Genomic DNA, 22206 nt, shown 5'->3' on the forward strand with positions numbered 1-22206 from the left:
CATGCCGATATCCCCCACCCGATAAAAACAAGCGCGTCGTTTTCTGCGGCGTCAGAATGGGTGTGAATTGTGAAGGAGATCACATGCGTTACCAAATAACCGGAAAACAGATCGACATCGGTGAAGCACTTCAGACCCACGTGCAGACCGAACTTGGCGAGGTGGTGGGCAAATACGCCCAGCGACCAACCGATGCCAATGTCGTCTTTTCCCGTTCTGCGCATGAATATGTGTGCGAGACCACCGTGCATCTTTCCACCGGTCTGACGGCCCAGGCCAAAGCCCATGCAATCGAGATTTACGCAGCATTTGAGGCCTGCTGCGACAAAATGGAAACACAATTGCGCCGATATAAACGCCGTTTGAAGGATCACCATAAGGATCGGGTTGAGCCGGTTGAACTCTTTGGAGCTTCCTCTTATATCCTCGCGTCTGACGAATCTGAGTCGGCTGATGAGCCTGAAACTTTGCAGCCGATGATCGTGGCTGAGATGGAAACCAAGATCCCATCGCTGAGTGTTGGTGAAGCCGTTATGCAGATGGAACTTGCTGGTGCTCCGGTGCTGGTATTCCGGAATGAGAACAAGGACGGATTGAACGTCGTTTACCGTCGGGATGACGGAAACATCGGCTGGATCGATCCGTAACAGGCAAGATTAGTAAGGCACGCCCCCGCGATTGTGGGGGCCTTGCCATGGAGCATGATCATGGAGCTTTCGAGCATTCTGAAGCCCGAAGCAGTGCGTGTATTGTCGGCGGCTTCCAGTAAGAAGCGGCTGTTTCAGGAAATCGCCGATGTTGCGGCCGGTACGCTGGGGCTGGAGTCTCAGGTCGTGGTCGACAGTTTGCTCGAGCGTGAGAGCCTTGGCCCGACCGGCGTTGGACACGGTGTGGCTTTGCCGCACGCACGTATGACTGAGCTTGAAGCTGTGTCTGGTGTATTTGTCATGTTGGAAAAACCGATCGATTTCGGTTCGGTTGACCGGCAGCCCGTTGATATCGCATTTGCGTTGTTCGCGCCCGAAGAAGCTGGTGTAGATCACCTGAAAGCGCTTGCCCTTGTGTCACGGACGCTGCGCGACACGTCCGTATGCGCCAAGCTGCGGGCAAACCCTGATCCGGTTAAGCTGTATGCGATCCTGACAGAGGCTCAGTCAATGCAAGCCGCTTAAATCATTGTTAATAATAAAAAAGCCCCCGAGAAACGGGGGCTTTTTCTTTTGGATCAGGTGGTCAACCACCAGTCCCCATCTCAAGTGTCCACCAGATTTTTCCACCGGTTTCCTGATGCCATGCAAAACCCATCTGGGTTGCTTGGGGATCAAGGATAACAGACCTTGGGCCGGGCTCTTGCATCCAAGCCGCCAGGGTTTCCGTCTCGGTTTCAAAAGTTTCCGAGATCGCTTCGCCGAGGAAAGTTCCAAAATACCCGACACGCGCTGCGCGGTCGATTGGCGAAGACCCGTCCGAACCAAAGTGCCAGGGCCGGTTCTGGCGCGCCATATCCTTTGAATGGGTCGCTGCCGCAGCATTCAGCTGGGCGTTCAGTTGAACTGGTTGCAGACCAGAGGCCTGACGCAGTGCATTTACCGAATCAAGCATGCGGAACTGCAGTTTTTCCGGGTTCCCGCGAATCTTGTAAACGCTGGGCAGGGGGCGACCATCGGATCCATAGGTCGGGGTGCTGCTTGGGGTACATGCTGCCAACGCAACAAAGCAAAGAAACAGTAGGGAAATAATACGCGTCATGGTCGACCTGATATTTGAGTTATCCTACGCAATAACGCGCCCAACCGGCTTGGGCAAACCTGCAATGGCTGATTCTCGCGTGATTTTGCCGGTTTGGTTTGCGAATGACGTATTCTGGCAATAAAATACGTCAGATTTTCAAGTTTGGTTTACAAAAGGACCACAGGACATGGTCAAGAAACGCATTCATACTTCATCGCGGCGCGGGTTTTTGGCTGGTGCCTCGGCCTTTCTGGCCACGCCTGCCGTCGCTCAGTACATTCCTGGCGATCCGCTGCGCCCGGCTCCAGAGCCCGAACCGGAAGTGCGTCGCAACATTTCGGGATTCCGTGCTCTGAATTGGCAGCCTTATTTCGACAACACCAATAACGGCGCCATTTTGGTCGATACGGTGTCGCGGGCGCTGCATTATTGGTCAGAAGATCAAAGAGTGTACAAACTCTATCCTTCATCGGTTCCGCTGACCGAAGAATTGACACGTCGCGGCCGCACCAGTGTGATCCGAAAAGTTGAAGGACCAAGCTGGGCGCCCACGCCGTCGATGAAAAAGCGCAACCCGGAATGGCCGGACTACATTCCTCCGGGGCCGGATAACCCATTGGGAACACACGCTTTATATCTAAGCTGGAAATACTACAGAATTCACGGAACACACGATACACGCAAAATCGGACGCAGGTCATCCAACGGATGCATCGGTCTTTTCAACGAAGATATTGCCGAGTTGTTTTCAATGGCGAAAGTTGGCACGCAAGTGTTGCTTATTTGACGACATTTTCGCGCGCGAACCCGCTTGCGAAGCAAGTTCCATTTGCATTCCAGTCGGATAGCTGGTTAGAAAAAAACACGAGGTAAGTCTTGGGTGTGCGGTTTCGCTAATTGGAACCGTGCGTATTCTGGAGGTTAATATGAAGAAACTCGTTCTCGCCGCTGCGCTGACTGCTGCTGCTTCGACCGCTTATGCTGGCAACCTGGAAGAGCCGGTTGTTGAGGCACCTGTTGTTGTCGAAGAAACACAAGGTTCGTCGCAAGGCATCATCCTGCCGCTGATCCTGCTGGTCGTAGTTGCCGCAGCTGTTGCAGCAGGCTAATTCTTCGCGAATTATCCAATGAAAAAGGCGGTGGAGTTTTCCACCGCCTTTTTTCATGCCTGAATGTTCAGATGGGTGACTAGTCCAGCCATCCCTTCAGATTGTCTTCGATGACTTTCCCCAATGCCGCGATGTGAGAATCATCGTCATTGAGGCAGGGGATATAGGTAAAGCTTTCACCGCCAGCTTCTTCAAAGCTCTCTTTGATCTCTTCGTTGATCTCTTCGAGTGTTTCGATGCAGTCGGCAGAGAACGCGGGCGCAATGACGGCGATGTTCTTTTTGCCCTGACGCGCCAGTTCGGCCACATGATCTACCGTGTACGGCTTTAACCACTCTTCAGGGCCGAACCTCGACTGGAAGGTTGAGACCAGTTGAGTGTCGTCCCATCCCAGCCGTTCCTTCAACAGTCGCGTCGTCTTTGCGCATTGGCAATGGTACGGGTCACCCTGCTGCAAATAACGGTCCGGCATTCCGTGATAGGAACAGACCAGTATGTCCGGCTTTGTGCTCAGCTCGGCATAAGCCCGCTCAACAGATCCCGCGAGGGCGTCTATATAGGCGGGCTCGTCGAAATAGGCTGGTACTGTGCGGCTTGCAGGTTGCCACGCTTCCTCCATCAGCGCGCGGAAGAATTGGTCATTGGCTGTGGCGGTCGTGGCTCCTGCGTATTGGGGGTACAGCGGGAAGAACAGGATGCGGTTACACCCCGCAGCGACCATTTCACGTACTTTGGATTTCGTCGACGGATTCCCGTAGCGCATGCAGAAATCAACCATCACCTGATCGCCATAGCGCGCTTGCATCGCGTCACGCATTTTGGCCGTTTGATCTTTGGTGATCGTCATCAGTGGGCTTTCGCCTTTGTCATGGTTCCAGATCGACTTATACGCCTCGCCCGAGCTGAAAGGGCGTTTGGTCAGAATAATGCCCTGCAGAATGGGCTGCCATTTCCATTTTGGGTAATCGATGACGCGCTGGTCTGACAAAAACTCGTTCAGGTACCGGCGCATGGGCCAGTAGCTATAGTCATCTGGTGTACCGAGGTTGGCCAGCAAGATGCCGACGCGGCCCATTTTGACCTTTGGATGGTCCGCAGGGGCATGAACAGGGCGGGTGGCGTCAAACATGTTGTCTTTCCTGAAAATCGGTCGTTCGGGGCTGAGATAAACGGAATTGCTCTTTCGTCAATCGGACAGTTTGCCTTCTTTCGTTCCAAGCGCCTCTGCAAGGCGGGTTTGGGCTGATCCGGGCCGTAGCGGTTTTTGCTGACTGTCATCCGGGGACCAGCCGGTCAGGCAGATCAATTCATAGGTGGCGGCCAGACGCCCCTGAGGTGTTGCGAAATTGTCGGCGTAAGTTTGCTGCGCCCGGTCAAATACCGCGCGTCGCGTTGGATGTTTGACGCGGTCTGTCAGGCAGTTGGTTTCACCCATCGCCCGCAGATCGTGCATCAGATGGTATATGTCGCGGTATTCTGCCTTAAGGCACGCTGTATCGGCGACGGGCAGGGCCAGACCGGCGCGCTGTAGCAGCCCACCTAGGTCGCGCAGTTCCGCCATTGGTACAATGCGCGGGCTGAGGCCGCCGGTTACCTCAATCTCAGCCTGCCCGAGGGCGGCGCGCAGCTCGTGCAGGGTTTCTCCGCCCAGACAGACCACCAGCAGCAGCCCATCGGGGCGCAATGCGCGGTGACACTGGATCAGCTGACCGACCGGGTCATTGGCCCAATGCAGCGCCATGGCATGAACCACCAGATCATGAGCGCCGGGTGTCAGGTCCAGCACCTCGTTATCGGCAATCAGGTTCGCATCGGGCAATACGTCCTGCCAGATTTGCGCAAACGGCGTGATGATCGCCGGGGCCGTAAAGGATTTGTTAACCATGGAGAGCCGATCCTGCACCTCGTCCACAGCAGCGTGATGCAGAAACAAGGCGTCGTCCTGCGCGCGGGCACGGTGCCGGGTCAAAGCCCTGCGATCAAACAGAGAGGGTGCGTTGGACTCAGGCAGTTTCATAGGGCGCAACTATCGCATCTGGCCGCGAATTCAAACCGCAGTTCAGATGATCTATCCGCCCCGTTGCATGGGGTGTGGGGCGTTGACGGAATCGGACTTTGGCCTGTGCGGCACGTGTTGGCGCGAAACGCCCTTTATCGGTGGGACGGTGTGCGACAGTTGCAGCGTTGCCCTGCCAGGTGAGGCAGACGGCCACCGGATCGAGTGTGATGACTGTATGAAAGCCCAGCGCCCCTGGCAGGCCGGGCGCGCTGCGTTGCTTTATGCAGGCAAGGCGCGTTCGCTTATTCTGGCTCTGAAACATGGCGACAGGCCCGAGCTGGCGCGACCAGCCGCCGGGTGGATGGCACAGGCAGGCCGGGAATTGTTTCACAAGGATATGCTGGTGGCCCCGGTACCTTTGCATTGGTCACGCCTGCTAAAGCGGCGATACAATCAATCTGCACTGCTGGCGCAGCACCTTGGGTGGATAACCGGGCTGGACGTATGCCCTGATCTGCTAACGCGCCGGAGAAAAACCCCTGTTTTAGATGGGAAAACGGCGGCGGAACGGACCCAGACGCTGGAACAAGCTATCGCGGCCCACCCAAAGCGGACGCATCGGATGCAGGGTCGCGATGTGTTGGTGGTTGATGACGTGATGACCTCGGGGGCGACTTTGGCTGCCTGCGCCCGTGCCTGTAAAGATGCAGGTGCAAATCATATTTTCGTGTTGACCCTAGCGCGCGTTGCCAAGGATGCATAATTCGCCCAAGAATATGTAAAACCCAAGGGACGAACTATGAAACCGGTAGAAATCTATACCTCGCCGCTTTGCGGCTTTTGCCACGCGGCCAAACGCCTGCTGAAACAGAAAGGCGTCGAGTTCAAAGAGGTCGATGTGTTCATGCACCCCAAGCGCAAGCCCGAGATGATTAAACGTGCCGGTGGCAAGCGTACCGTGCCGCAGATTTTCATCGGTTCGCAGCACGTGGGCGGCTGTGATGAGCTGTATGAGCTGGATCGTCAGGGCAAACTGGATCGCCTTCTGGCTGCCTGATGAAAACGGCGCTGCTGCAGATCACCTCTTCGGATGATCCGGTTGAAAACCTCAACATGGTGTGCGACCTGCTGGCAGATGCGGCCGGGCAGGGTGCGAAATTCGTTCTGACGCCAGAGGTCACCAACTGCGTTTCAACAAGCTCCACGCGTCAGCGTGAGGTTCTGCAGCACGAAGAAAACGATAAGACGCTGGCGGGGCTGCGTGAGCAGGCCGCCTCATTAGGGATATGGCTGCTGATCGGGTCTTTGGCGGTAAAGACGCATGACGCTGACGGTCGTTTCGCCAACCGCAGTTTTATGATCGACCCGCAAGGCGAGATCGTCGCGCGATACGACAAGATCCACATGTTTGACGTGCAGGTCTCGGAAACCGAGACATTCCGCGAATCAAAGAACTATCGCCCGGGCGATACTGCCGTCATCGCCGAAACCGATTTCGGAAAGGTGGGCCTGACAATCTGCTACGATATCCGTTTTCCTCATCTGTTTGCCGCATTGGCACAGGCGGGCGCACGGGTTCTGACTGTTCCGGCCGCCTTCTCGCCGGTGACGGGTGCCGCGCATTGGGAATCGCTGTTGCGGGCACGGGCAATCGAAACCGGCTGTTGGGTTCTGGCACCTGCGCAGACGGGTGAGCACCCTAAAACGCGCGGGAAAACACGTGTAACCCATGGCCACAGCCTTGTTGTCGCCCCGTGGGGAGAGGTCGTAATCGACGCAGGGACCGATCCAGGCATTCACATTTTCGATTTGGATGATAGTTCTGTGACAGAGGCGCGCCATCGCGTGCCTTCCCTGACTCACCTGCGCCCATTTAGTGGGCCCTGACCCAGAACCGGACCATGACCGACGATCAGAATGCCCTTGCGGTCACGCTATTCAGCGAGATCCTGACCGCCGACCAGCTATTGCGCAACCGGCTGAGCCGAGTGCTGCCTAAGGGCATGGAAATCTCACATTTTTCGGTCTTGAACCATTTGGTCTACGTCGGCGACGAACGCACGCCAGCACAGCTTGCCAGCACATTTCATGTCACGCGCGGTGCCATGACGAATACTTTGGCCAAGCTGGAATGGGCGGGATACATCCACATTCGGCCCGATTGGGATGATGCCCGCCGTAAGATGGTCGCCATCAGCCCGGCAGGCCGCCGCGCGCGGGATCAGGCGATTTCATCAATCAGCCCCCTGATCAACCGCGTAGTTGGAGAGCTGGGTCTGGACCGCGTCCGCAGCACGTTGCCCGTGCTGCGGGATTTGCGTCTGCAGTTGGAAGGTGAAAAGCCCTAAGCCGGTTTCACACTCGCCGTTACATAATTCACGCTCAGATCCCGGTCCGAGATCGACCAGCTCCACAGAATTGGGTTGAACACGAACCCCTTGCGATCCACCGGTTCCAGCCCGGCTTGGCGCAGCAGATCGAACAGCTCATCCGGGGTGATGAACTTGTTCCATTCATGCGTGCCGCGCGGCAGCCAGCGCATGACGACCTCGGCCCCGAAAATGGCCATGGCATAGGATTTCGGGTTGCGGTTGATGGTGGAACAGACCTGCAACCCGCCGGGTATCAGCAACTGTTGCGTCGCGGTGAGATACCCTAGGGGGTCCGCTACGTGTTCGACGACCTCCATATTCAGCACCACGTCGAATTGTTCACCTGCGGCTGCCATGTCTTCGGCAGTGGTGTGGCGATAGTCTATTTCCAGCCCTGATTGTTCGGCATGGATTCGGGCAACTGGCAGGTTACGCTCGGCGGCGTCGGCTCCGACGACATCCGCGCCAAGGCGAGCCATCGGTTCGCTCAGCAGCCCTCCACCGCAGCCGATATCCAGCAGGCGCAGCCCCTCGAACGGTTTTGGGGTGGTCAGATCACGGTCAAATTCACCTGCAATCTGTTGTGTGATATAATCCAGACGGCACGGATTGAGCATGTGCAGAGGCTTGAATTTCCCGTGAGGATCCCACCATTCAGCGGCCATCGCCTCAAATTTTGCGATCTCGGACGGGTCTACCGTGTTCGGATGCGCTTGCATTCCTGTCTCCGTGTGCTCTTTTACGTTTAAGGACTATATAGGGCCATAATGGACAAGTACCCGGACCAAAAGCGCGCAGTTCAATATCTGTACCCGCCGATCGACCCGTTCGATCAGCGCATGGTGGATGTGGGCGATGGACATCGTATTTATATGGAACAATGCGGCAATCCTGATGGGGTGCCGGTGGTGGTTCTGCACGGAGGCCCGGGTGGCGGCTGTAGCCCTGCCATGCGCCGGTATTTTGATCCACATGTGTTCCGGGTGATTCTTTTTGATCAGCGCGGCTGCGGACGATCGCGGCCCCATGCTTCGGTCGCGGACAATACAACCTGGCATCTGGTCGAAGACATTGAACGCCTACGGGTGCTGCTGGATATCGACGACTGGACTGTGTTTGGCGGCAGTTGGGGGGCGACGCTGGCCCTCATCTACGCGCAAGCGCATCCCGATCGCGTTAACCGGCTGGTGCTGCGCGGCGTCTTTCTGGCAACGCAGGCCGAGCTGGATTGGTTCTATGGGGGCGGCGCAGGGCGGTTCTGGCCGGAACAATGGGCGAAATTCACTGCCCTGCTGTCCGAGGGTGATTTGTCGGATACGATCCGGGCCTATAACAAGCGCCTGTTTTCAGGGGATCGGGCGACCGAGATTTTGTATGCGCGGGCGTGGTCCAGCTGGGAAAACGCGTTGGCCTCGATCCACTCGCACGGGTCCACAGGCGAAAGCCCCGGCGAATACGCGCGGGCTTTTGCGCGGCTCGAGAATCACTATTTCATAAATGGCGCGTTTCTTGAGAAGGATGGGCAAATTCTGGATCAGATGGACCGGATCGCTCATATCCCCGGCCATATCGTGCAGGGGCGCTATGACATGATCTGCCCGCCTCAGGCTGCATGGTCTCTGGCCGAGCGTTGGCCGAATGCAGACCTCAAGATGGTCCGTCAGGCAGGCCATGCGTTGTCCGAGCCCGGTATCAGCGCTGAACTGGTCCGCATAATGGATCGGGTTGCCGAGGGTGCGACATGACCCGGATCGACCGCCGCGCGCTATTCGCATCAGGTGCCGCCGCGGCTTTGCTGGCGGCGACTGGGGCTTCGCTGGCGGATACGCCAAAGAAGGGCGGCACGCTCAGACTGGCCGTGCCACGCGACGACAGTTTAGAGCAGGTGGCCCGTGGTGCGGTGTTTGATAACCTCACCGAAATTGCACCCGATGGAACTCTGCGCGGTGAACTTGCCTCTGGTTGGCAGACTGATTCTGACGCGCGGGTCTGGCGGTTTGATTTGTGCAAAGATGTGACCTTCCATGATGGCGCGGCGCTGCATGTGGAAGACGTGGTGTCGGTGCTGCGCGAATTCGGAAAGGCCGAGGCCCTTGCCGAGGACGCAGTTCGGCTGGAACTGACTGAAGCCAATGCAGGCCTGCCCTTCATGCTGGCAGATACCCGTTTCGTTATAACCCGTTCGGGTCAAGGCGTGACGCCGTTGAACGCGGCCAATGGCACCGGCTGCTACAGAGTCGAGCGCGCTGAAGATGGTCGCAATTTCCTGGGCCGAAAAGTGGCGGGTCACTACAAGAACGGCACTGCAGGTTGGGCCGACGCTGTCGAAGTCATCGTGATCCCGGACGCGCGCGTACGGGCTGAGGCCTTGCGCGATGGTTATGTAGATGTGGCCGCTTTGCCCGACGGGGACGATCTGAAAGACCAGCGCGGTCTTCGCTATCACCCAAGTCAGGACGATATGGCGCTGGCTGTAGCTGGGCATGTCGGGATGCCGCGACAGATCGGCAGTAATCGCGTACTGGACGATGGGCGCATTGCCGAACGGTGGTGGTTGGCGTAAATTCGATCACGATTTTCGCCGGGGGTTGCAGACTCGGGAAACCCTGCGTATATGCGGTTGCAACAGCGGCGCGTTGGACTTCTGGTTCAAGGCTCCACCGGAAAATACGACGGGCCGCGCGCCCGTTTTTTTGTGCCCGATTGAAGGGTAGAGACCCGAATGACAAACGACCTGATAGCCAAAGCTGCCATTGACCGGCGACTGGCCGAGATCATCACCCCCGTGATCGAAGATCTGGGGTATGAGCTTGTGCGCATCCGTTTGATGAGCGGCAAGCAGACCACGCTGCAGATCATGGCCGACAAGCCTGATGGGGGCATCGAAGTCGATGACTGCGCCGAGATTTCCAACGCCGTCAGCGCCACGCTGGATGTCGAAGACCCGATCCTTGACGCCTATACGCTTGAGGTATCCAGCCCCGGGATCGACCGCCCTCTGACCCGTCTCAAGGATTTTGAGACGTTCGAGGGTTATGAGGCCAAGATCGAGACCGCCGAACTGATCGACGGCCGTCGCCGCTTCAAAGGCGAGTTGGCCGGGATCGAAGGGGATGAGGTTCTGATCAACATCCCCGAAGGGTCTGAGACGATCACCATCGGTCTGCAATTCGACTGGCTGAGCGACGCCAAGCTGGTGCTGACCGATGATCTGATCAAGGAAATGCTGCGCCAGCGCAAAGACGCTGGTGCCCTGAACGAAAACGCTTTCGACGAGATTGAGACCGAAGGGTCCGAAGAGGAGACGAACTGATGGCAATCACCTCAGCCAACCAGCTGGAGCTGCTGCAGACCGCCGAGGCCGTGGCCCGCGAAAAGATGATCGACCCCGGTCTGGTTGTCGAAGCGATGGAGGAATCGCTCGCCCGCGCCGCCAAGAGCCGCTACGGGGCCGAGATGGACATCCGCGTGTCCATCGACCGCAAGACCGGCAAGGCGACCTTTACCCGCGTGCGCACCGTTGTCGAGGATGACGAGCTTGAGAACTATCAGGCCGAGTTCACCGTCGAGCAGGCCAAACAGTATATGGAAAACCCCGAGGTCGGTGACGTCTTCGTGGAAGAAGTCCCGCCGGTTGAAATGGGCCGTATTGCCGCTCAGTCCGCCAAGCAGGTGATCCTTCAGAAGGTGCGCGAAGCGGAACGTGACCGTCAGTACGAAGAGTTCAAGGATCGCGCAGGCACCATCATCAACGGTGCGGTCAAACGCGAAGAGTTTGGCAATGTCATCGTCGATCTGGGCGGTGCCGAGGCTGTTCTGCGCCGCAACGACAAGATCGGTCGCGAAAGCTATCGCCCGAATGACCGCGTGCGCGCTTACATCAAGGAAGTGCGCCGCGAAGTGCGTGGCCACCAGATCTTCCTGTCGCGTACTGCGCCGGAATTCATGGCCGAGCTGTTCAAGATGGAAGTGCCGGAAATCTATGATGGCATCATCGAGGTCAAAGCCGTGGCCCGTGACCCCGGCTCGCGCGCCAAGATTGCCGTGATCTCGTATGATGGTTCGATCGACCCTGTGGGTGCTTGCGTTGGTATGCGCGGCAGCCGCGTGCAAGCCGTTGTGAACGAACTGCAGGGCGAAAAGATCGACATCATCCCGTGGAACGAAGATCAGCCGACCTTCCTGGTGAACGCGCTGCAGCCCGCCGAGGTCTCCAAGGTGGTTTTGGACGAAGAAGCCGGCAAGATCGAAGTCGTGGTACCCGAAGAACAACTGAGCCTTGCCATCGGTCGCCGCGGTCAGAACGTTCGTCTGGCCAGCCAGCTGACCAATCTGGACATCGACATCATGACCGAAGCCGAAGAATCGGCACGTCGTCAGAAAGAGTTCGAAGCCCGCACCCAGCTGTTCATGGAAAGCCTGGATCTGGACGAGTTCTTTGCCCAGTTGCTGGTGTCCGAAGGTTTCACCAACCTTGAAGAAGTCGCCTATGTCGAGATTGACGAACTGCTGGTAATCGACGGTGTTGACGAAGGCACTGCGCAGGAACTGCAAACCCGTGCCCGCGAATTCCTGGAAGCACAAGCCAAAGCGGCGCTGGATGCAGCCCGTGCATTGGGTGCCGAGGACAGCCTTATTGAATTCGAGGGCCTCACACCCCAGATGGTAGAGGCGCTGGCCAAGGATGACGTGAAGACTTTGGAAGACTTCGCAACCTGTGCCGACTGGGAACTGGCCGGTGGCTGGACCACGGTCGACGGCGAGCGCATCAAGGATGACGGTGTGCTTGAGCCTTTCGGCGTAACGCTGGAAGAAGCGCAGGATCTGGTTATGACCGCCCGTATCATGCTGGGCTGGGTCGATCCGGCCGAGCTTGAACAGGCAGAAGAAGACGGCGACGTCGAAGAGGAGGCCGAGGCCTGATCTCAGGGCCTCGGGGTGGCGTGAATGGGTCGCGGTGGCGTCCATAAGGATCGGTCGGAAGGCCCCGAGCGCAAGTGCATCGCCACGGGCGAGGTTCAGCCCAAATACGGGCTGATCCGCTTTGTGATGGGGCCGGACGGTCAGGTCTTTCCCGATGTTGCGGCGAAACTGCCGGGACGTGGGGTCTATGTGGCGGCGGATCGCGCCGCGCTGGACAAGGCCGTTGGCAAGAAACTGTTCTCTCGTGGGTTCAAGGCGCAGGTCAGCGCGTCAAAGGACCTGACAGACGAGGTTGAAAAGCAAGTCGCGCGGCGGGTGATCGAGCTGATCAGCCTGGCGCGCAAATCCGGTGACGCGGTTGCCGGATATGAAAAGGTCAAGACGTGGCTGGACCGGGAAGAGGCCCAGGTACTGATTCAGGCCTCTGATGGATCGGGGCGCGGCAAGTCGAAACTCAGCACGCCGCACTTCGGAAAATACATCGGTTGGCTGACGGCGGACGAGTTAGGGGCGGCATTTGGGCGCCAAACCGTGATTCATGCGGCGCTGGCCTCTGGCGGACTCGCCAAACGTGTTGTAGAGGAAGCGCAGCGCCTGCGTGGCTTGCGCGAAACGGATGACGGCGGCAGGGGCCGCGCGGAAGGGTAAGAAGCTTTATGAGCGATAATGACGGCAAAAAGACATTAGGTCTTCGTGGCGGGGCACGCCCCGGAAATGTGAAACAGAGTTTCAGCCACGGACGCACCAAAAATGTCGTGGTGGAAACCAAGCGCAAACGCGTGGTGGTCCCCAAGCCGGGTGCCAGCAAGCCGGGTGGCGGAGCTGCGCCTTCGGGTGATCCGTCGCGCCGCCCAGCCGGGATCTCCGACGCGGAAATGGCGCGCCGGATGAAAGCTTTGCAGGCTGCCAAGGCCCGCGAGGCCGAAGAGGCTGCGGCCCGTGAGGCCGAAGAAAAAGCGCGTGAAGAAGAGCGCGCCCGCCGTCGTGCGGAACAGGAAGCCAAGGAACGCGAGCAGCGCGAAGCTGAAGAACGCGCCCGCGCCAAGGCGGAAGAGGAAGAGCGTAAACGCAAAGAGGCGGAAGAAGCCGCCAAACGCGCTGCCGCTGCACCTCCACCCGAAGAACCCAAGGCTGCCCGTGCTCCGGCCAGCAAACCCGCGCCCGCCGCAGCCCCGCGCAAGCAGGACCGTGAGCGTGAGCAGCGCGGTCGTGGCAAAGGCCGTGATGACAACCGTCGTTCGGGTAAACTGACACTAGGTCAGGCCACAGGTGGCGAGGGCAATCGCCAGCGTTCGATGGCGTCGATGAAGCGCAAGCAAGAGCGTGCGCGCCAGAAAGCCATGGGCGGTCCGGTCGAACGGGAAAAGGTGATCCGCGATGTACAGCTGCCCGAGGCGATCATGGTCTCGGAGCTGGCCAACCGTATGGCCGAGCGTGTGGCTGACGTTGTCAAATCGCTGATGCAGATGGGCATGATGGTTACTCAGAACCAGACCATCGACGCTGACACCGCTGAACTGATTATCGAAGAATTCGGCCACAAGGTCACTCGCGTATCCGATTCGGATGTTGAAGACGTCATCAAGGAAGTCGAAGATAGCGATGATGATCTGCAGCCGCGTCCGCCGGTCATCACCATCATGGGTCACGTTGACCACGGTAAGACCTCGCTGTTGGATGCAATCCGCGATGCGCGCGTTGTGGCCGGTGAGGCTGGTGGTATCACCCAGCATATCGGTGCCTATCAGGTGAAAACCGATGGCGGCACCACGCTGACCTTCCTGGATACTCCGGGCCACGCGGCGTTTACGTCGATGCGGTCGCGCGGTGCTCAGGTCACGGATATCGTGGTTTTGGTGGTTGCTGCCGACGACGCGGTGATGCCGCAGACGATTGAGGCGATCAACCACGCGAAAGCGGCCGAAGTGCCGATGATCGTGGCGATCAACAAGGTCGACAAACCCGATGCGAACCCGGACAAGGTCCGCACCGATCTGCTGCAACACGAAGTGATCGTTGAGAAAATGTCGGGTGAGGTTCAGGACGTCGAAGTCTCTGCCATCACCGGTCAGGGTCTGGACGAACTGCTGGAAGCCATCGCGCTGCAGGCCGAGATTCTGGAACTGAAAGCCAACCCCGATCGCGCCGCCCAAGGTGCCGTGATCGAGGCGCAGCTGGATGTGGGCCGCGGCCCCGTCGCCACTGTTTTGGTCCAGAACGGAACGCTGCGCCAAGGCGATATCTTCGTTGTGGGTGAGCAATACGGTAAAGTCCGTGCGCTGATCAACGACAAGGGCGACCGCGTCAAAGAAGCTGGCCCCTCGGTTCCGGTTGAGGTTCTGGGCCTCAACGGTACGCCCGAAGCGGGTGACGTTCTGAACGTGACCGAGACCGAAGCGCAGGCCCGTGAAATCGCCGCCTATCGTGAACAAGCCGCCAAGGACAAACGCGCCGCCGCCGGTGCCGCGACCACCCTTGAGCAGCTGATGCAGAAGGCCAAAGAAGACGAAAACGTCACCGAACTGCCGATTCTGATGAAAGCGGACGTACAAGGTTCGGCCGAAGCCATCGTTCAGGCGATGGAAAAGATCGGAAACGATGAGGTACGCGTGCGTGTCCTGCACTCGGGCGTGGGTGCGATCACCGAAACCGACGTGGGTCTGGCCGAAGCCTCCGGCGCGCCGATCTTCGGCTTCAACGTCCGTGCCAACGCTTCGGCGCGGAACACCGCGAACCAAAAAGGTGTCGAGATCCGCTATTACTCGGTGATCTACGATCTGGTGGACGACGTGAAAGCCGCCGCATCGGGCCTTCTGAGCGCCGAGATCCGCGAAAAGTTCATCGGCTACGCCGAGATCCGCGAAGTCTTCAAGGTCACTGGCGTCGGCAAGGTCGCTGGCTGTCTGATCACCGAAGGTGTGGCGCGTCGCTCTGCCGGTGTCCGCCTGCTGCGCGACAACGTTGTGATCCACGAAGGCACGCTGAAAACGCTCAAGCGCTTCAAGGACGAAGTGGCCGAGGTTCAGTCGGGTCAGGAATGCGGTATGGCGTTCGAAAACTACGACGACATCCGCGCAGGCGACGTGATCGAAATCTTCGAGCGCGAAGAGGTTACACGGACACTGGACTGATCCGGTAGCTTGCAGAAATCAACAAACAGCGGTCCTCTCGGGCCGCTGTTTTTTGTGGGATCGCGCAGATAATTCGTCTGTTTTTTTGGTTTTATTAGGGACGTACGCAGCGCAAAGCCCCAAAAAGTTGTTTGCTCGAAGGCAGATGAAACTGACCATGTGTTAAACGCAAGGTACAAAGTAGCCTTCAACATATAGGCGTTGGAAGCATAGCTCTGATTTGTTACTCGTTTTGGTTGAGGGAACGCGCAACAGGTAGTTGCTGGGAAGCGATCGGTTGGCGTCTCTGGTTTGGTAAACTTGGAGATTCAATCGATGCGTATTTTGGCGGTGCTTCATATTATTTTCACGCTGTTGGCTGGACCATCCGCGGCGCATGAGCGGTTCGCTTTGGTGATTGGTAACGCTGCATACACAAATGTCCCGGCGCTTGATAATCCTGTCAACGACGCCCGTCTGATGAGCGACGCATTGCGGGGTGCCGGTTTCGAAGTAACGACGCTGACAGATGCGAACCTTGATGAGATGACGGGTGAAGTTGAGACCTTTGCCAGCACAGTGCGCGCGGCGGGGTCCGAGGCATTGGCCGTGTTTTATTTCGCGGGGCACGGTGTGCGCAGCGATGGTTTTAACTACCTTCTACCGCTGGGTGTGAACATTCAGTCCGAGGCTGATATCGCAAACCAAGCCGTTCCGGCGGAGTGGATACTGGACCGCGTTCACACGCCACAAGCTGTTAGTGTCATGATCCTGGATGCTTGCCGCGATAATCCATTTGGCAACCAATCGGATGTGATCGTGGACTTGGGCGACGGGCTTGCACGTATGACTGCCAGGCCGAACAATCTGATCGCGTACGCAACAGGCCCCGGCGAAGTCGCCTTGGACGGGACCGGTACAAATAGCCCTTACACATCCGCGATTGCACGTGCGATCAGTACTTCTAGCCTGTCTTTAGAGCCTATGTTCGAACAAGTGCGAACTGATGTGATTGGCGAAACGGATGGCATTCAGTCCCCTTGGGCCCGGTCGTCGTTAAACATCAAAATAGGTATGAAGGACCCGGCTGTACGCTGAAGGGACTAGTGCCCGCAGTGTTATCTTTAGTCTTTGAATCCGTCTGAAGCCCCAGACCATTGCCTATCGGGTTTCGGTCAAAAACGTTCCCGGATGCATGATGATGTCGAAATGCTGCATCCCCTTCTGCAGATCGAAACTCACCGAATGCCCGCCCTTGCGCAGCAGTTCCGCATAGTCCCGGCTCTGGCGAATGAATTCCGGCGTGTCGCGCTCGGCCACGGTCACGCGATAGCGCGGGCCGGGGGCGGGGAGGTGCAGGATGGGCGACAGGTCGTGCACCTCAACCGGGGTCAGTTGCAGCGGGTCGTTGACGGGCGTCAGGCTGATCGGTTCCAGATCGTAAACCCCACTGATCAGGATCACATCGCGCACGCGCAGGCCGGCACGGGCCAGCGCATCAGCCGATGTTGCCATGACCATGGCCGCCAAATGCCCACCTGCACTGTGCCCTGATAACGTGACACGCGATGGATCGAACCCAAGGTCAGGTGCATGTGCCGCCAGCCAGAGCAGAGCGTTGCGGCATTCCTCGATCATATCGCCGATGCGGGCCTCGGGGGCGAGCGTGTAGTTCAGGGCGGCAAAGGACTGCTCGGCCTCGATCAGCGCCGGGGCCATCATCGCGGACTCACGCTGGCTGAGTGCCTGCCAATAACCGCCATGGATGAACACATGCAGCGGTGCGCCTGCGCCTTTTGCCGGAAAGAAATCCAGCACCTGCGCGGGCGCGTCTCCGTAGGCAAGGTTCTGTTGGCAGTCCATCTGCGCACGGTTTTGCGCGCTGAGCGCAGCGTAGCTGTCGATATAGGGCGTCAGGTCGCCACCGATCATCGACCGTGGGGAATATTCCTGATCCAGTTCACTTTGCGTAAAGCCGCGATACAGCATCTAATCTTCCTGTTCCGAATACATCAGCTCGGTGCGTACGTCGTAAAGATCATGGAAAAAGCGCAAATCCAAGGCTTTGCGCAGAAACGAAACACCACTTGAGCCTCCTGTGCCCGGTTGATTGCCAATCACACGCTCGACCGCGGTGACATGATCAAAACGCCAGCGTTGGAACAAGGATTCAACATCCATCAGTTTTTCGGCCAGCGCATACAGATCCCAATATCTGTCGGTGTCGCGAAACACCTCCACCCACAGTTTCACGACCCGAGGGTCACCGGAATAAGGCTGCGCATAGTCCCGATCCAGCAGATCATCCGGTACATAAAACCCCTGCCGGGCCATCATCTGCAAAACCTCGTCATACAGCGACGGCTTGTTGAGCGCGGCAGTCAACATTTCCATGACGTCGCTGTCGTGCGCGTGAACTTTCAGGGTCGCGGCGTCCTTGTTGCCCAGAATGAATTCGATCTGGCGGTAGCCATAGCTTTGAAACCCAGATGAACTGCCCAGAGCCTGCCGAAAGGTCATGTAATCGCTGGGCGTCATCGTCAGCAGGGTTTCCCAAGATGCAATCAATTGTCGTTGGATTGCCTTCACGCGGTCTAGGTTTTTCATCGCCGGGCCAAAGTCGTCTTGCTGTAGAAACCGGCGCACTTCGACCAGTTGGTGGTGCATCAGTTTCAGCCACAACTCGCTGACCTGATGGATGATGATGAACAGCATCTCATCGGGTTGGGCGGGATCCTGAAATGTCTTTTGCAGATTCAGCAGGGTCTTGAGCTGCAGGAAATCGCCATAGGATTTGCGGTGAGTTTCCGCGAAATCAGTGACCAGAGACTCCTCGATTCCGCGTTCCAGAAACCTGTCTTCCTTGTCACTCATGCTGACCTCTGATGCGGTGTTTTTGACCTTTTTAGAGCCTTATTTTGCACCTATCCAGCGTGTCAGGTCCAGTCCAGAACGACCTTTCCGGATTGGCCAGACTTCATCGCGGTAAACCCTTGGGTAAAGTCATCGACGCTAAACCGATGGGTGATGACACGGCTGACGTCCAAGCCGTTCTGCAACATGGCGATCATCTTGTACCAGGTCTCGAACATCTCGCGCCCATAGACGCCTTTGATTGTGATGGCCTTGAAGACGATGCGAGACCAGTCAACCGGGGATTTACCGGGCGGGATCCCCAGCAGAGCGATCTTGCCACCCATCACAAGTGCCTCGACCATCTGATCCAGCGCAGCTTGGGAGCCGGACATTTCAAGCCCGACGTCAAAGCCTTGTGTCATGCCTAGCTCGGAAATGACGTCCTGCAGGTCTTCTTGAGACACATCTACGCTGCGCACGGTCGGCACAACGTGCTCGGCCAGTTTGAGGCGATCCGGGTTGATGTCGGTGATCACGACATGCCGCGCGCCTGCGTGCCGGGCGACGGCAGCCGCCATGATTCCAATGGGGCCTGCGCCGGTGATCAGAACATCCTCTCCCAGCAGATCAAAACTCAGTGCGGTGTGCACGGCGTTGCCGAGCGGATCAAGAATTGCTCCGATCTCATCCGGTATGTCATCGGGCAGGGGAACCACGTTGAACGCAGGCAGCTTCAGGTATTGGGCAAACGCGCCCTGTTCGTTCACGCCAATACCGCGCGTACCGGGGTCGAGGTGAAACTTGCCCGCGCGGCTTTGGCGGCTGTCATTGGTGATCAGATGGCCCTCGCCCGAGCAGCGCTGGCCGATCTCAAGCCCCGTCACATTGCGCCCCATCTCAACAATCTCACCGGCGAATTCGTGACCGGTGATCATGGGAACAGGCACCGTAGCCGAGGCCCAGTCATCCCAGTTCCAAATGTGAATGTCAGTGCCGCAGATGCCGGTCTTGTTGACGCGGATCAGAACCTCATCCGGGCCGATCTCGGGCACCGGGGCCTGTACCATCCACAGACCTTCCTCGGGTTTTGATTTCTCAAGCGCTTTCATGGTGTTGGGTCGCATGTGATTACTCCCAAAGATCGGTGGACAGGTATTTAAGGCCGCTGTCGCACATCACAATTGCGACGCAACCGCCCTTTTCCGGCCCGTTTAACAGCTGGATGGCCGCCGCAAGGTTGGCGCCGGCCGAGTAGCCGGCGAATATCCCTTCGGCCCGGGCCAGAAGGCGTGCGCAATCGCGAGCTTGCGCACCGGAAACAGCCAGATGGCCTGCAAGCGCGGTATCGGTCAGGTGGGCCAGATCGTCCATGGCATAGCCACCGCCCTGAATCGGGTGATCAGGGGCCGTCACGGTTTCCCCGGCGATGGCCCGCGCGCCTTCGGGTTCAACGGCATAGCATCGCACGCCGTGCGGGGTCAGATAGGCGGCGGCCCCGGCCAGCGTCCCGCCGGATCCGGCGAAATCGCAAAAGGCCGTTACGGATCCGCCGGACTGGTCCCAGATTTCAGGCCCGGTGCCTGTCTGGTGGGCCTTGGGGTTGCCGGAATGACCGAACTGATCGGCGCGAAAGGCGCCCCGCTTGGCCGTGATGCGCTGCGCGGCCCCATCCACCAGCGCCAGATCGGCACCCGAGACCTCGCCCGGTTTGCTACCGTCGGCTTGGGGTACGATGATCACCTCAGCCCCCAGCGCCCGCATCATACGGGCGCGTTCGACCGAGTTTCCGGCGCTCATCACCGCAACAAAGGGGTGACCCAAAATACCGCAGACGATGGCCAGACCCGTGCCCATATTGCCCGAGGTCAGCTCGACCACGGTTTGCCCCGGCGCAAGCGTACCGTCGGCGCGGGCCAATTCAATGATCGAACGGGCCGCACGGTCTTTTTTTGAAAATCCGGGCAGCAGGTAATCCAGCTTGGCCAGAATGCGCCCGTCCAGATCAAGCTGCGTGCAGACGCGCGACAGGTCGACCAGCGGTGTGTTCTCCATCGCGCCAATGACAGAGGGCAGGATCATGAGATGACTCCGAGGTCCTTGCCGACCTTGCCAAAGGCAGCCAGTGCGCGGTCCAGTTCGTCGCGTGTCAGGGCCGCATTCATCTGCGTTCTGATCCGCGCTTGACCGCGCGGGACAACCGGGAAGAAAAAGCCCGAAACATAGACGCCTTCGTCAAACAGTTTTGACGCCATCTCTTGCGCCAGAGTGGCCTCGCCCAGCATCACGGGGATGATGGGATGTTCGCCCGGCAACAGGTCGAACCCCAGATTCTCCAAACCTGCGCGCCAGTATTTGGCGTTGCCGAACAATTGGGCGCGCAGAATGTCGCCTTGTTCGACCAGACGTATGGCCTCAAGCCCGGCGGCGACGATGGAGGGCGGCAGCGAGTTTGAGAACAGATAGGGCCGCGCCCGCTGCCGCAGCAGGTCGATCACTGGCTGCGGCCCGGCGATGTAACCGCCGATTGCCCCCCCAAGTGCCTTGCCCAAAGTTCCCGTCAGAATGTCCACATCGACGCCGAAATGGTCCGGCGTACCCGCTCCACGCGGGCCCATGAAGCCGGTGGCGTGGCAGTCATCCACCATGACGATGGCATCGTATTTGTCGGCCAGTTCACGGATTTTCGGCAGGTTGGCCAGATAGCCATCCATGGAAAAAACGCCATCGGTCGCGATCATGATGTGCCGCGCCCCATCCTCGCGCGCCTGTTTCAGCCACGCTTCGAGGTCATTCATGTCGTTGTTCAAATAGCGATAGCGCTTGGCCTTGCACAGCCGCACCCCGTCGATGATCGAGGCGTGGTTCAGACTGTCCGAGATGATTGCATCTTCAGGCCCTAACAAAGGCTCAAACAGCCCTCCGTTCGCGTCGAAACAGGCCGCGAACAGGATCGCGTCGTCCTTGTTCAGGAACGCGGCCAGCTTCTGTTCCAGCTCGCGGTGGATATCCTGCGTGCCGCAAATGAAGCGAACTGAGGCCATGCCAAACCCTTTGGGCTCCATCGCGGACTTGGCAGCGTTGATCAGTGCGGGATGATCGGCCAGACCCAGATAATTGTTGGCGCAAAGGTTGATGACCCGGTTGTCGCCCACAGTGATCTCACCGCCCTGAGGCGAGGTGATCATTCGCTCGGTCTTGAAAAGTCCCTCGGCCCGGATTTGATCAAGCGTGTCAGCGACGTGGTTCAGGAAATCTTGAGACATCGAATCCTCCTAGCATGAGGGTGTATCTACCATAACGGAAAAGAATCCGAAATAGGGGAATTCGAAATTACGGAAAAAAATCCATAATAATGGAAATTCAGAATATGTGCCCTGAACCCCAGTTTTTACTGGCATGTATTCAGGGTGCTGACCCTCATCCGAAAGTCTACGGCCGAATTGCAGACGACAAGACACCCAATCTGAATGAACAACAGTGTTTCCACAAACACCCGCGCGTTTTGTGTATCAGGCGTTTTTGACAATAAGAAAGACGCGCGCGGGGCCATCCGCCGTGATGGCATGCGGAACATCTGCCGCGTATCGCGCCGTGTCGCCTTGTTTCAAATCGCTGACCGCAGAGCCCGAGGTAACACGCACGGCACCATCAAGTACCGTCAATTGCTCATGCGCACCTCGGGCATGAGGCTGACTGTTCAGTGCCCCGCCTGCGTCGAACCGAATGTCGTAAACTTCATGGCCGCCAGCCTCTTCTGGAGGGGAGAGGATGCGGATTCGGCATTTTTCACCCATATTGTCGATACTGGGTACTTCGGAATCCCTGAGAACTTCGATCTGGTCGGCGGTTTTGCCATCTTCCAACAGGCCCGCAAAATCGACCTGCAGGGCTCGTGTAAGGTTCCATAGCGTCGAAATCGTCGGGCTGCTTTCGCCGCGTTCGATCTGGCTGACCATGGATCTGGAAACGCCGCTGAGATTGGCAACTGCTTCAAGAGACAGCCCTTTTGCGCGCCGGGCGTCCTTTAGCCGGGCAGGCAAAAGTGTTAGGATATCGTCTGGGTTTTCCGTCATGACGGAATCTAGTGCGCCTTGCACACGGTAATG

The 22206-nt window shown here is 58.1% G+C and carries 25 protein-coding genes; 15 read left to right on the forward strand and 10 right to left on the reverse strand.

Going from position 1 to position 22206, the window contains the following annotated elements:
* Window positions 1-83: 83 nt before the first annotated feature.
* Both hpf and ACR0DG_RS15845 read left to right on the forward strand, forming a co-directional pair.
* Window positions 84-647 (forward strand): ribosome hibernation-promoting factor, HPF/YfiA family, encoded by a 564-nt coding sequence (hpf, locus tag ACR0DG_RS15840; RefSeq protein ID WP_480698253.1) that lies wholly within the window; start codon window positions 84-86, stop codon window positions 645-647.
* Window positions 648-707: 60 nt separating this feature from the next.
* Window positions 708-1172: a PTS sugar transporter subunit IIA gene (locus tag ACR0DG_RS15845; RefSeq protein WP_480698251.1), complete on the forward strand. Its 465-nt coding sequence runs from the start codon at window positions 708-710 to the stop codon at window positions 1170-1172.
* 61 nt (window positions 1173-1233) lie between these two features.
* Here the strand turns inward: ACR0DG_RS15845 and dalA are convergent, their stop codons facing one another.
* Window positions 1234-1749: a divisome-associated lipoprotein DalA gene (dalA, locus tag ACR0DG_RS15850; RefSeq protein WP_480698249.1), complete on the reverse strand. Its 516-nt coding sequence runs from the start codon at window positions 1747-1749 to the stop codon at window positions 1234-1236.
* A gap of 169 nt (window positions 1750-1918) precedes the next feature.
* On the opposite strand from dalA, the gene ACR0DG_RS15855 reads away from it, so the two are divergent.
* Both ACR0DG_RS15855 and ACR0DG_RS15860 read left to right on the forward strand, forming a co-directional pair.
* Entirely contained in the window at window positions 1919-2518 is a 600-nt protein-coding gene (locus ACR0DG_RS15855; RefSeq protein ID WP_480698247.1) for a L,D-transpeptidase, read from the forward strand.
* 139 nt (window positions 2519-2657) lie between these two features.
* The gene (locus ACR0DG_RS15860) at window positions 2658-2840 is read left to right on the forward strand and encodes a hypothetical protein (protein ID WP_005979327.1); all 183 of its coding nucleotides are present in this window, start codon (window positions 2658-2660) and stop codon (window positions 2838-2840) included.
* Window positions 2841-2919: 79 nt separating this feature from the next.
* Here the strand turns inward: ACR0DG_RS15860 and hemH are convergent, their stop codons facing one another.
* Together hemH and ACR0DG_RS15870 are read right to left on the reverse strand one after the other, a co-directional pair.
* Window positions 2920-3969: a ferrochelatase gene (hemH, locus tag ACR0DG_RS15865; protein WP_480698245.1), complete on the reverse strand. Its 1050-nt coding sequence runs from the start codon at window positions 3967-3969 to the stop codon at window positions 2920-2922.
* A gap of 57 nt (window positions 3970-4026) precedes the next feature.
* Window positions 4027-4857: a methyltransferase domain-containing protein gene (locus tag ACR0DG_RS15870; RefSeq protein WP_480698244.1), complete on the reverse strand. Its 831-nt coding sequence runs from the start codon at window positions 4855-4857 to the stop codon at window positions 4027-4029.
* A gap of 46 nt (window positions 4858-4903) precedes the next feature.
* Here ACR0DG_RS15870 and ACR0DG_RS15875 point away from each other — a divergent pair, with 46 nt between their 5' ends.
* The 4 genes from ACR0DG_RS15875 to ACR0DG_RS15890 are packed head-to-tail and all read left to right on the forward strand — an operon-like array spanning window position 4904 to window position 7187.
* The gene (locus ACR0DG_RS15875) at window positions 4904-5602 is read left to right on the forward strand and encodes a double zinc ribbon domain-containing protein (protein WP_480698242.1); all 699 of its coding nucleotides are present in this window, start codon (window positions 4904-4906) and stop codon (window positions 5600-5602) included.
* A gap of 36 nt (window positions 5603-5638) precedes the next feature.
* Window positions 5639-5896 carry a glutaredoxin 3 gene (gene grxC, locus ACR0DG_RS15880; RefSeq protein ID WP_480656496.1) on the forward strand — a complete coding sequence of 86 codons (258 nt, stop codon included), beginning with the start codon at window positions 5639-5641 and terminating at the stop codon, window positions 5894-5896.
* The gene (locus ACR0DG_RS15885; RefSeq protein WP_480698240.1) at window positions 5896-6726 is read left to right on the forward strand and encodes a carbon-nitrogen hydrolase family protein; all 831 of its coding nucleotides are present in this window, start codon (window positions 5896-5898) and stop codon (window positions 6724-6726) included. Before grxC ends, ACR0DG_RS15885 begins: the two co-directional genes overlap by 1 nt.
* Window positions 6727-6740: 14 nt before the next feature.
* On the forward strand, window positions 6741-7187 hold the full coding sequence (locus tag ACR0DG_RS15890; protein ID WP_480698238.1) for a MarR family winged helix-turn-helix transcriptional regulator: 447 nt from the start codon (window positions 6741-6743) through the stop codon (window positions 7185-7187).
* Here ACR0DG_RS15890 and ubiG read toward each other — a convergent pair.
* Entirely contained in the window at window positions 7184-7930 is a 747-nt protein-coding gene (ubiG, locus tag ACR0DG_RS15895; RefSeq protein WP_480698236.1) for a bifunctional 2-polyprenyl-6-hydroxyphenol methylase/3-demethylubiquinol 3-O-methyltransferase UbiG, read from the reverse strand. The genes ACR0DG_RS15890 and ubiG overlap by 4 nt on opposite strands.
* A 48-nt stretch (window positions 7931-7978) precedes the next feature.
* Between ubiG and pip the strand changes: the two genes are divergently transcribed.
* The 7 genes from pip (at window position 7979) to ACR0DG_RS15930 (ending at window position 16342) form a co-directional block, all read left to right on the forward strand.
* Window positions 7979-8956 (forward strand): prolyl aminopeptidase, encoded by a 978-nt coding sequence (gene pip / locus ACR0DG_RS15900; protein WP_480698234.1) that lies wholly within the window; start codon window positions 7979-7981, stop codon window positions 8954-8956.
* Window positions 8953-9774, forward strand: a complete 822-nt coding sequence (locus ACR0DG_RS15905) for an ABC transporter substrate-binding protein (protein WP_480698232.1) — start codon at window positions 8953-8955, stop codon at window positions 9772-9774. The genes pip and ACR0DG_RS15905 overlap by 4 nt, the downstream gene beginning before the upstream one ends.
* Before the next feature lie 159 nt (window positions 9775-9933).
* Window positions 9934-10524: a ribosome maturation factor RimP gene (gene rimP / locus ACR0DG_RS15910; protein WP_170386826.1), complete on the forward strand. Its 591-nt coding sequence runs from the start codon at window positions 9934-9936 to the stop codon at window positions 10522-10524.
* Window positions 10524-12134, forward strand: a complete 1611-nt coding sequence (nusA, locus tag ACR0DG_RS15915) for a transcription termination factor NusA (protein WP_480698230.1) — start codon at window positions 10524-10526, stop codon at window positions 12132-12134. Before rimP ends, nusA begins: the two co-directional genes overlap by 1 nt.
* A 24-nt stretch (window positions 12135-12158) precedes the next feature.
* Window positions 12159-12782, forward strand: a complete 624-nt coding sequence (locus ACR0DG_RS15920; RefSeq protein ID WP_480698228.1) for an RNA-binding protein — start codon at window positions 12159-12161, stop codon at window positions 12780-12782.
* 8 nt (window positions 12783-12790) lie between these two features.
* Window positions 12791-15265 carry a translation initiation factor IF-2 gene (gene infB / locus ACR0DG_RS15925; protein WP_480698226.1) on the forward strand — a complete coding sequence of 825 codons (2475 nt, stop codon included), beginning with the start codon at window positions 12791-12793 and terminating at the stop codon, window positions 15263-15265.
* A 315-nt stretch (window positions 15266-15580) separates the two neighbouring features.
* Complete coding sequence (locus ACR0DG_RS15930) at window positions 15581-16342, forward strand: caspase family protein (protein ID WP_480698225.1); 762 nt, start codon at window positions 15581-15583, stop codon at window positions 16340-16342.
* Window positions 16343-16405: 63 nt separating this feature from the next.
* Here ACR0DG_RS15930 and ACR0DG_RS15935 read toward each other — a convergent pair whose 3' ends face one another.
* The 6 genes from ACR0DG_RS15935 to ACR0DG_RS15960 form a co-directional block, all read right to left on the reverse strand.
* Window positions 16406-17233 (reverse strand): alpha/beta hydrolase, encoded by an 828-nt coding sequence (locus ACR0DG_RS15935; RefSeq protein ID WP_480698223.1) that lies wholly within the window; start codon window positions 17231-17233, stop codon window positions 16406-16408.
* Complete coding sequence (locus ACR0DG_RS15940; protein WP_480698221.1) at window positions 17234-18118, reverse strand: tryptophan 2,3-dioxygenase; 885 nt, start codon at window positions 18116-18118, stop codon at window positions 17234-17236. It lies immediately after the preceding gene.
* Window positions 18119-18180: 62 nt separating this feature from the next.
* On the reverse strand, window positions 18181-19209 hold the full coding sequence (gene tdh / locus ACR0DG_RS15945; RefSeq protein WP_480698491.1) for an L-threonine 3-dehydrogenase: 1029 nt from the start codon (window positions 19207-19209) through the stop codon (window positions 18181-18183).
* Between the two features lie 19 nt (window positions 19210-19228).
* The gene (locus ACR0DG_RS15950) at window positions 19229-20179 is read right to left on the reverse strand and encodes a PLP-dependent cysteine synthase family protein (RefSeq protein WP_480698219.1); all 951 of its coding nucleotides are present in this window, start codon (window positions 20177-20179) and stop codon (window positions 19229-19231) included.
* Window positions 20176-21363, reverse strand: a complete 1188-nt coding sequence (locus ACR0DG_RS15955) for a glycine C-acetyltransferase (RefSeq protein ID WP_480698217.1) — start codon at window positions 21361-21363, stop codon at window positions 20176-20178. Before ACR0DG_RS15955 ends, ACR0DG_RS15950 begins: the two co-directional genes overlap by 4 nt.
* Before the next feature lie 246 nt (window positions 21364-21609).
* Entirely contained in the window at window positions 21610-22173 is a 564-nt protein-coding gene (locus ACR0DG_RS15960) for a helix-turn-helix domain-containing protein (RefSeq protein WP_480698215.1), read from the reverse strand.
* Window positions 22174-22206: the final 33 nt, after the last annotated feature.

Source organism: Ruegeria sp. BG8, from assembly GCF_056538325.1.

Bases quoted from the DNA above. Each gene is read 5' to 3' on its own strand.
- hpf (WP_480698253.1), top strand. From the start codon at position 84: ATGCGTTACCAAATAACCGGAAAACAGATCGACATCGGTGAAGCACTT.
- ACR0DG_RS15845 (WP_480698251.1), top strand. From the start codon at position 708: ATGGAGCTTTCGAGCATTCTGAAGCCCGAAGCAGTGCGTGTATTGTCG.
- dalA (WP_480698249.1), bottom strand. From the start codon at position 1,749: ATGACGCGTATTATTTCCCTACTGTTTCTTTGCTTTGTTGCGTTGGCA.
- ACR0DG_RS15855 (WP_480698247.1), top strand. From the start codon at position 1,919: ATGGTCAAGAAACGCATTCATACTTCATCGCGGCGCGGGTTTTTGGCT.
- ACR0DG_RS15860 (WP_005979327.1), top strand. From the start codon at position 2,658: ATGAAGAAACTCGTTCTCGCCGCTGCGCTGACTGCTGCTGCTTCGACC.
- hemH (WP_480698245.1), bottom strand. From the start codon at position 3,969: ATGTTTGACGCCACCCGCCCTGTTCATGCCCCTGCGGACCATCCAAAG.
- ACR0DG_RS15870 (WP_480698244.1), bottom strand. From the start codon at position 4,857: ATGAAACTGCCTGAGTCCAACGCACCCTCTCTGTTTGATCGCAGGGCT.
- ACR0DG_RS15875 (WP_480698242.1), top strand. From the start codon at position 4,904: ATGATCTATCCGCCCCGTTGCATGGGGTGTGGGGCGTTGACGGAATCG.
- grxC (WP_480656496.1), top strand. From the start codon at position 5,639: ATGAAACCGGTAGAAATCTATACCTCGCCGCTTTGCGGCTTTTGCCAC.
- ACR0DG_RS15885 (WP_480698240.1), top strand. From the start codon at position 5,896: ATGAAAACGGCGCTGCTGCAGATCACCTCTTCGGATGATCCGGTTGAA.
- ACR0DG_RS15890 (WP_480698238.1), top strand. From the start codon at position 6,741: ATGACCGACGATCAGAATGCCCTTGCGGTCACGCTATTCAGCGAGATC.
- ubiG (WP_480698236.1), bottom strand. From the start codon at position 7,930: ATGCAAGCGCATCCGAACACGGTAGACCCGTCCGAGATCGCAAAATTT.
- pip (WP_480698234.1), top strand. From the start codon at position 7,979: ATGGACAAGTACCCGGACCAAAAGCGCGCAGTTCAATATCTGTACCCG.
- ACR0DG_RS15905 (WP_480698232.1), top strand. From the start codon at position 8,953: ATGACCCGGATCGACCGCCGCGCGCTATTCGCATCAGGTGCCGCCGCG.
- rimP (WP_170386826.1), top strand. From the start codon at position 9,934: ATGACAAACGACCTGATAGCCAAAGCTGCCATTGACCGGCGACTGGCC.
- nusA (WP_480698230.1), top strand. From the start codon at position 10,524: ATGGCAATCACCTCAGCCAACCAGCTGGAGCTGCTGCAGACCGCCGAG.
- ACR0DG_RS15920 (WP_480698228.1), top strand. From the start codon at position 12,159: ATGGGTCGCGGTGGCGTCCATAAGGATCGGTCGGAAGGCCCCGAGCGC.
- infB (WP_480698226.1), top strand. From the start codon at position 12,791: ATGAGCGATAATGACGGCAAAAAGACATTAGGTCTTCGTGGCGGGGCA.
- ACR0DG_RS15930 (WP_480698225.1), top strand. From the start codon at position 15,581: ATGCGTATTTTGGCGGTGCTTCATATTATTTTCACGCTGTTGGCTGGA.
- ACR0DG_RS15935 (WP_480698223.1), bottom strand. From the start codon at position 17,233: ATGCTGTATCGCGGCTTTACGCAAAGTGAACTGGATCAGGAATATTCC.
- ACR0DG_RS15940 (WP_480698221.1), bottom strand. From the start codon at position 18,118: ATGAGTGACAAGGAAGACAGGTTTCTGGAACGCGGAATCGAGGAGTCT.
- tdh (WP_480698491.1), bottom strand. From the start codon at position 19,209: ATGAAAGCGCTTGAGAAATCAAAACCCGAGGAAGGTCTGTGGATGGTA.
- ACR0DG_RS15950 (WP_480698219.1), bottom strand. From the start codon at position 20,179: ATGATCCTGCCCTCTGTCATTGGCGCGATGGAGAACACACCGCTGGTC.
- ACR0DG_RS15955 (WP_480698217.1), bottom strand. From the start codon at position 21,363: ATGTCTCAAGATTTCCTGAACCACGTCGCTGACACGCTTGATCAAATC.
- ACR0DG_RS15960 (WP_480698215.1), bottom strand. From the start codon at position 22,173: ATGACGGAAAACCCAGACGATATCCTAACACTTTTGCCTGCCCGGCTA.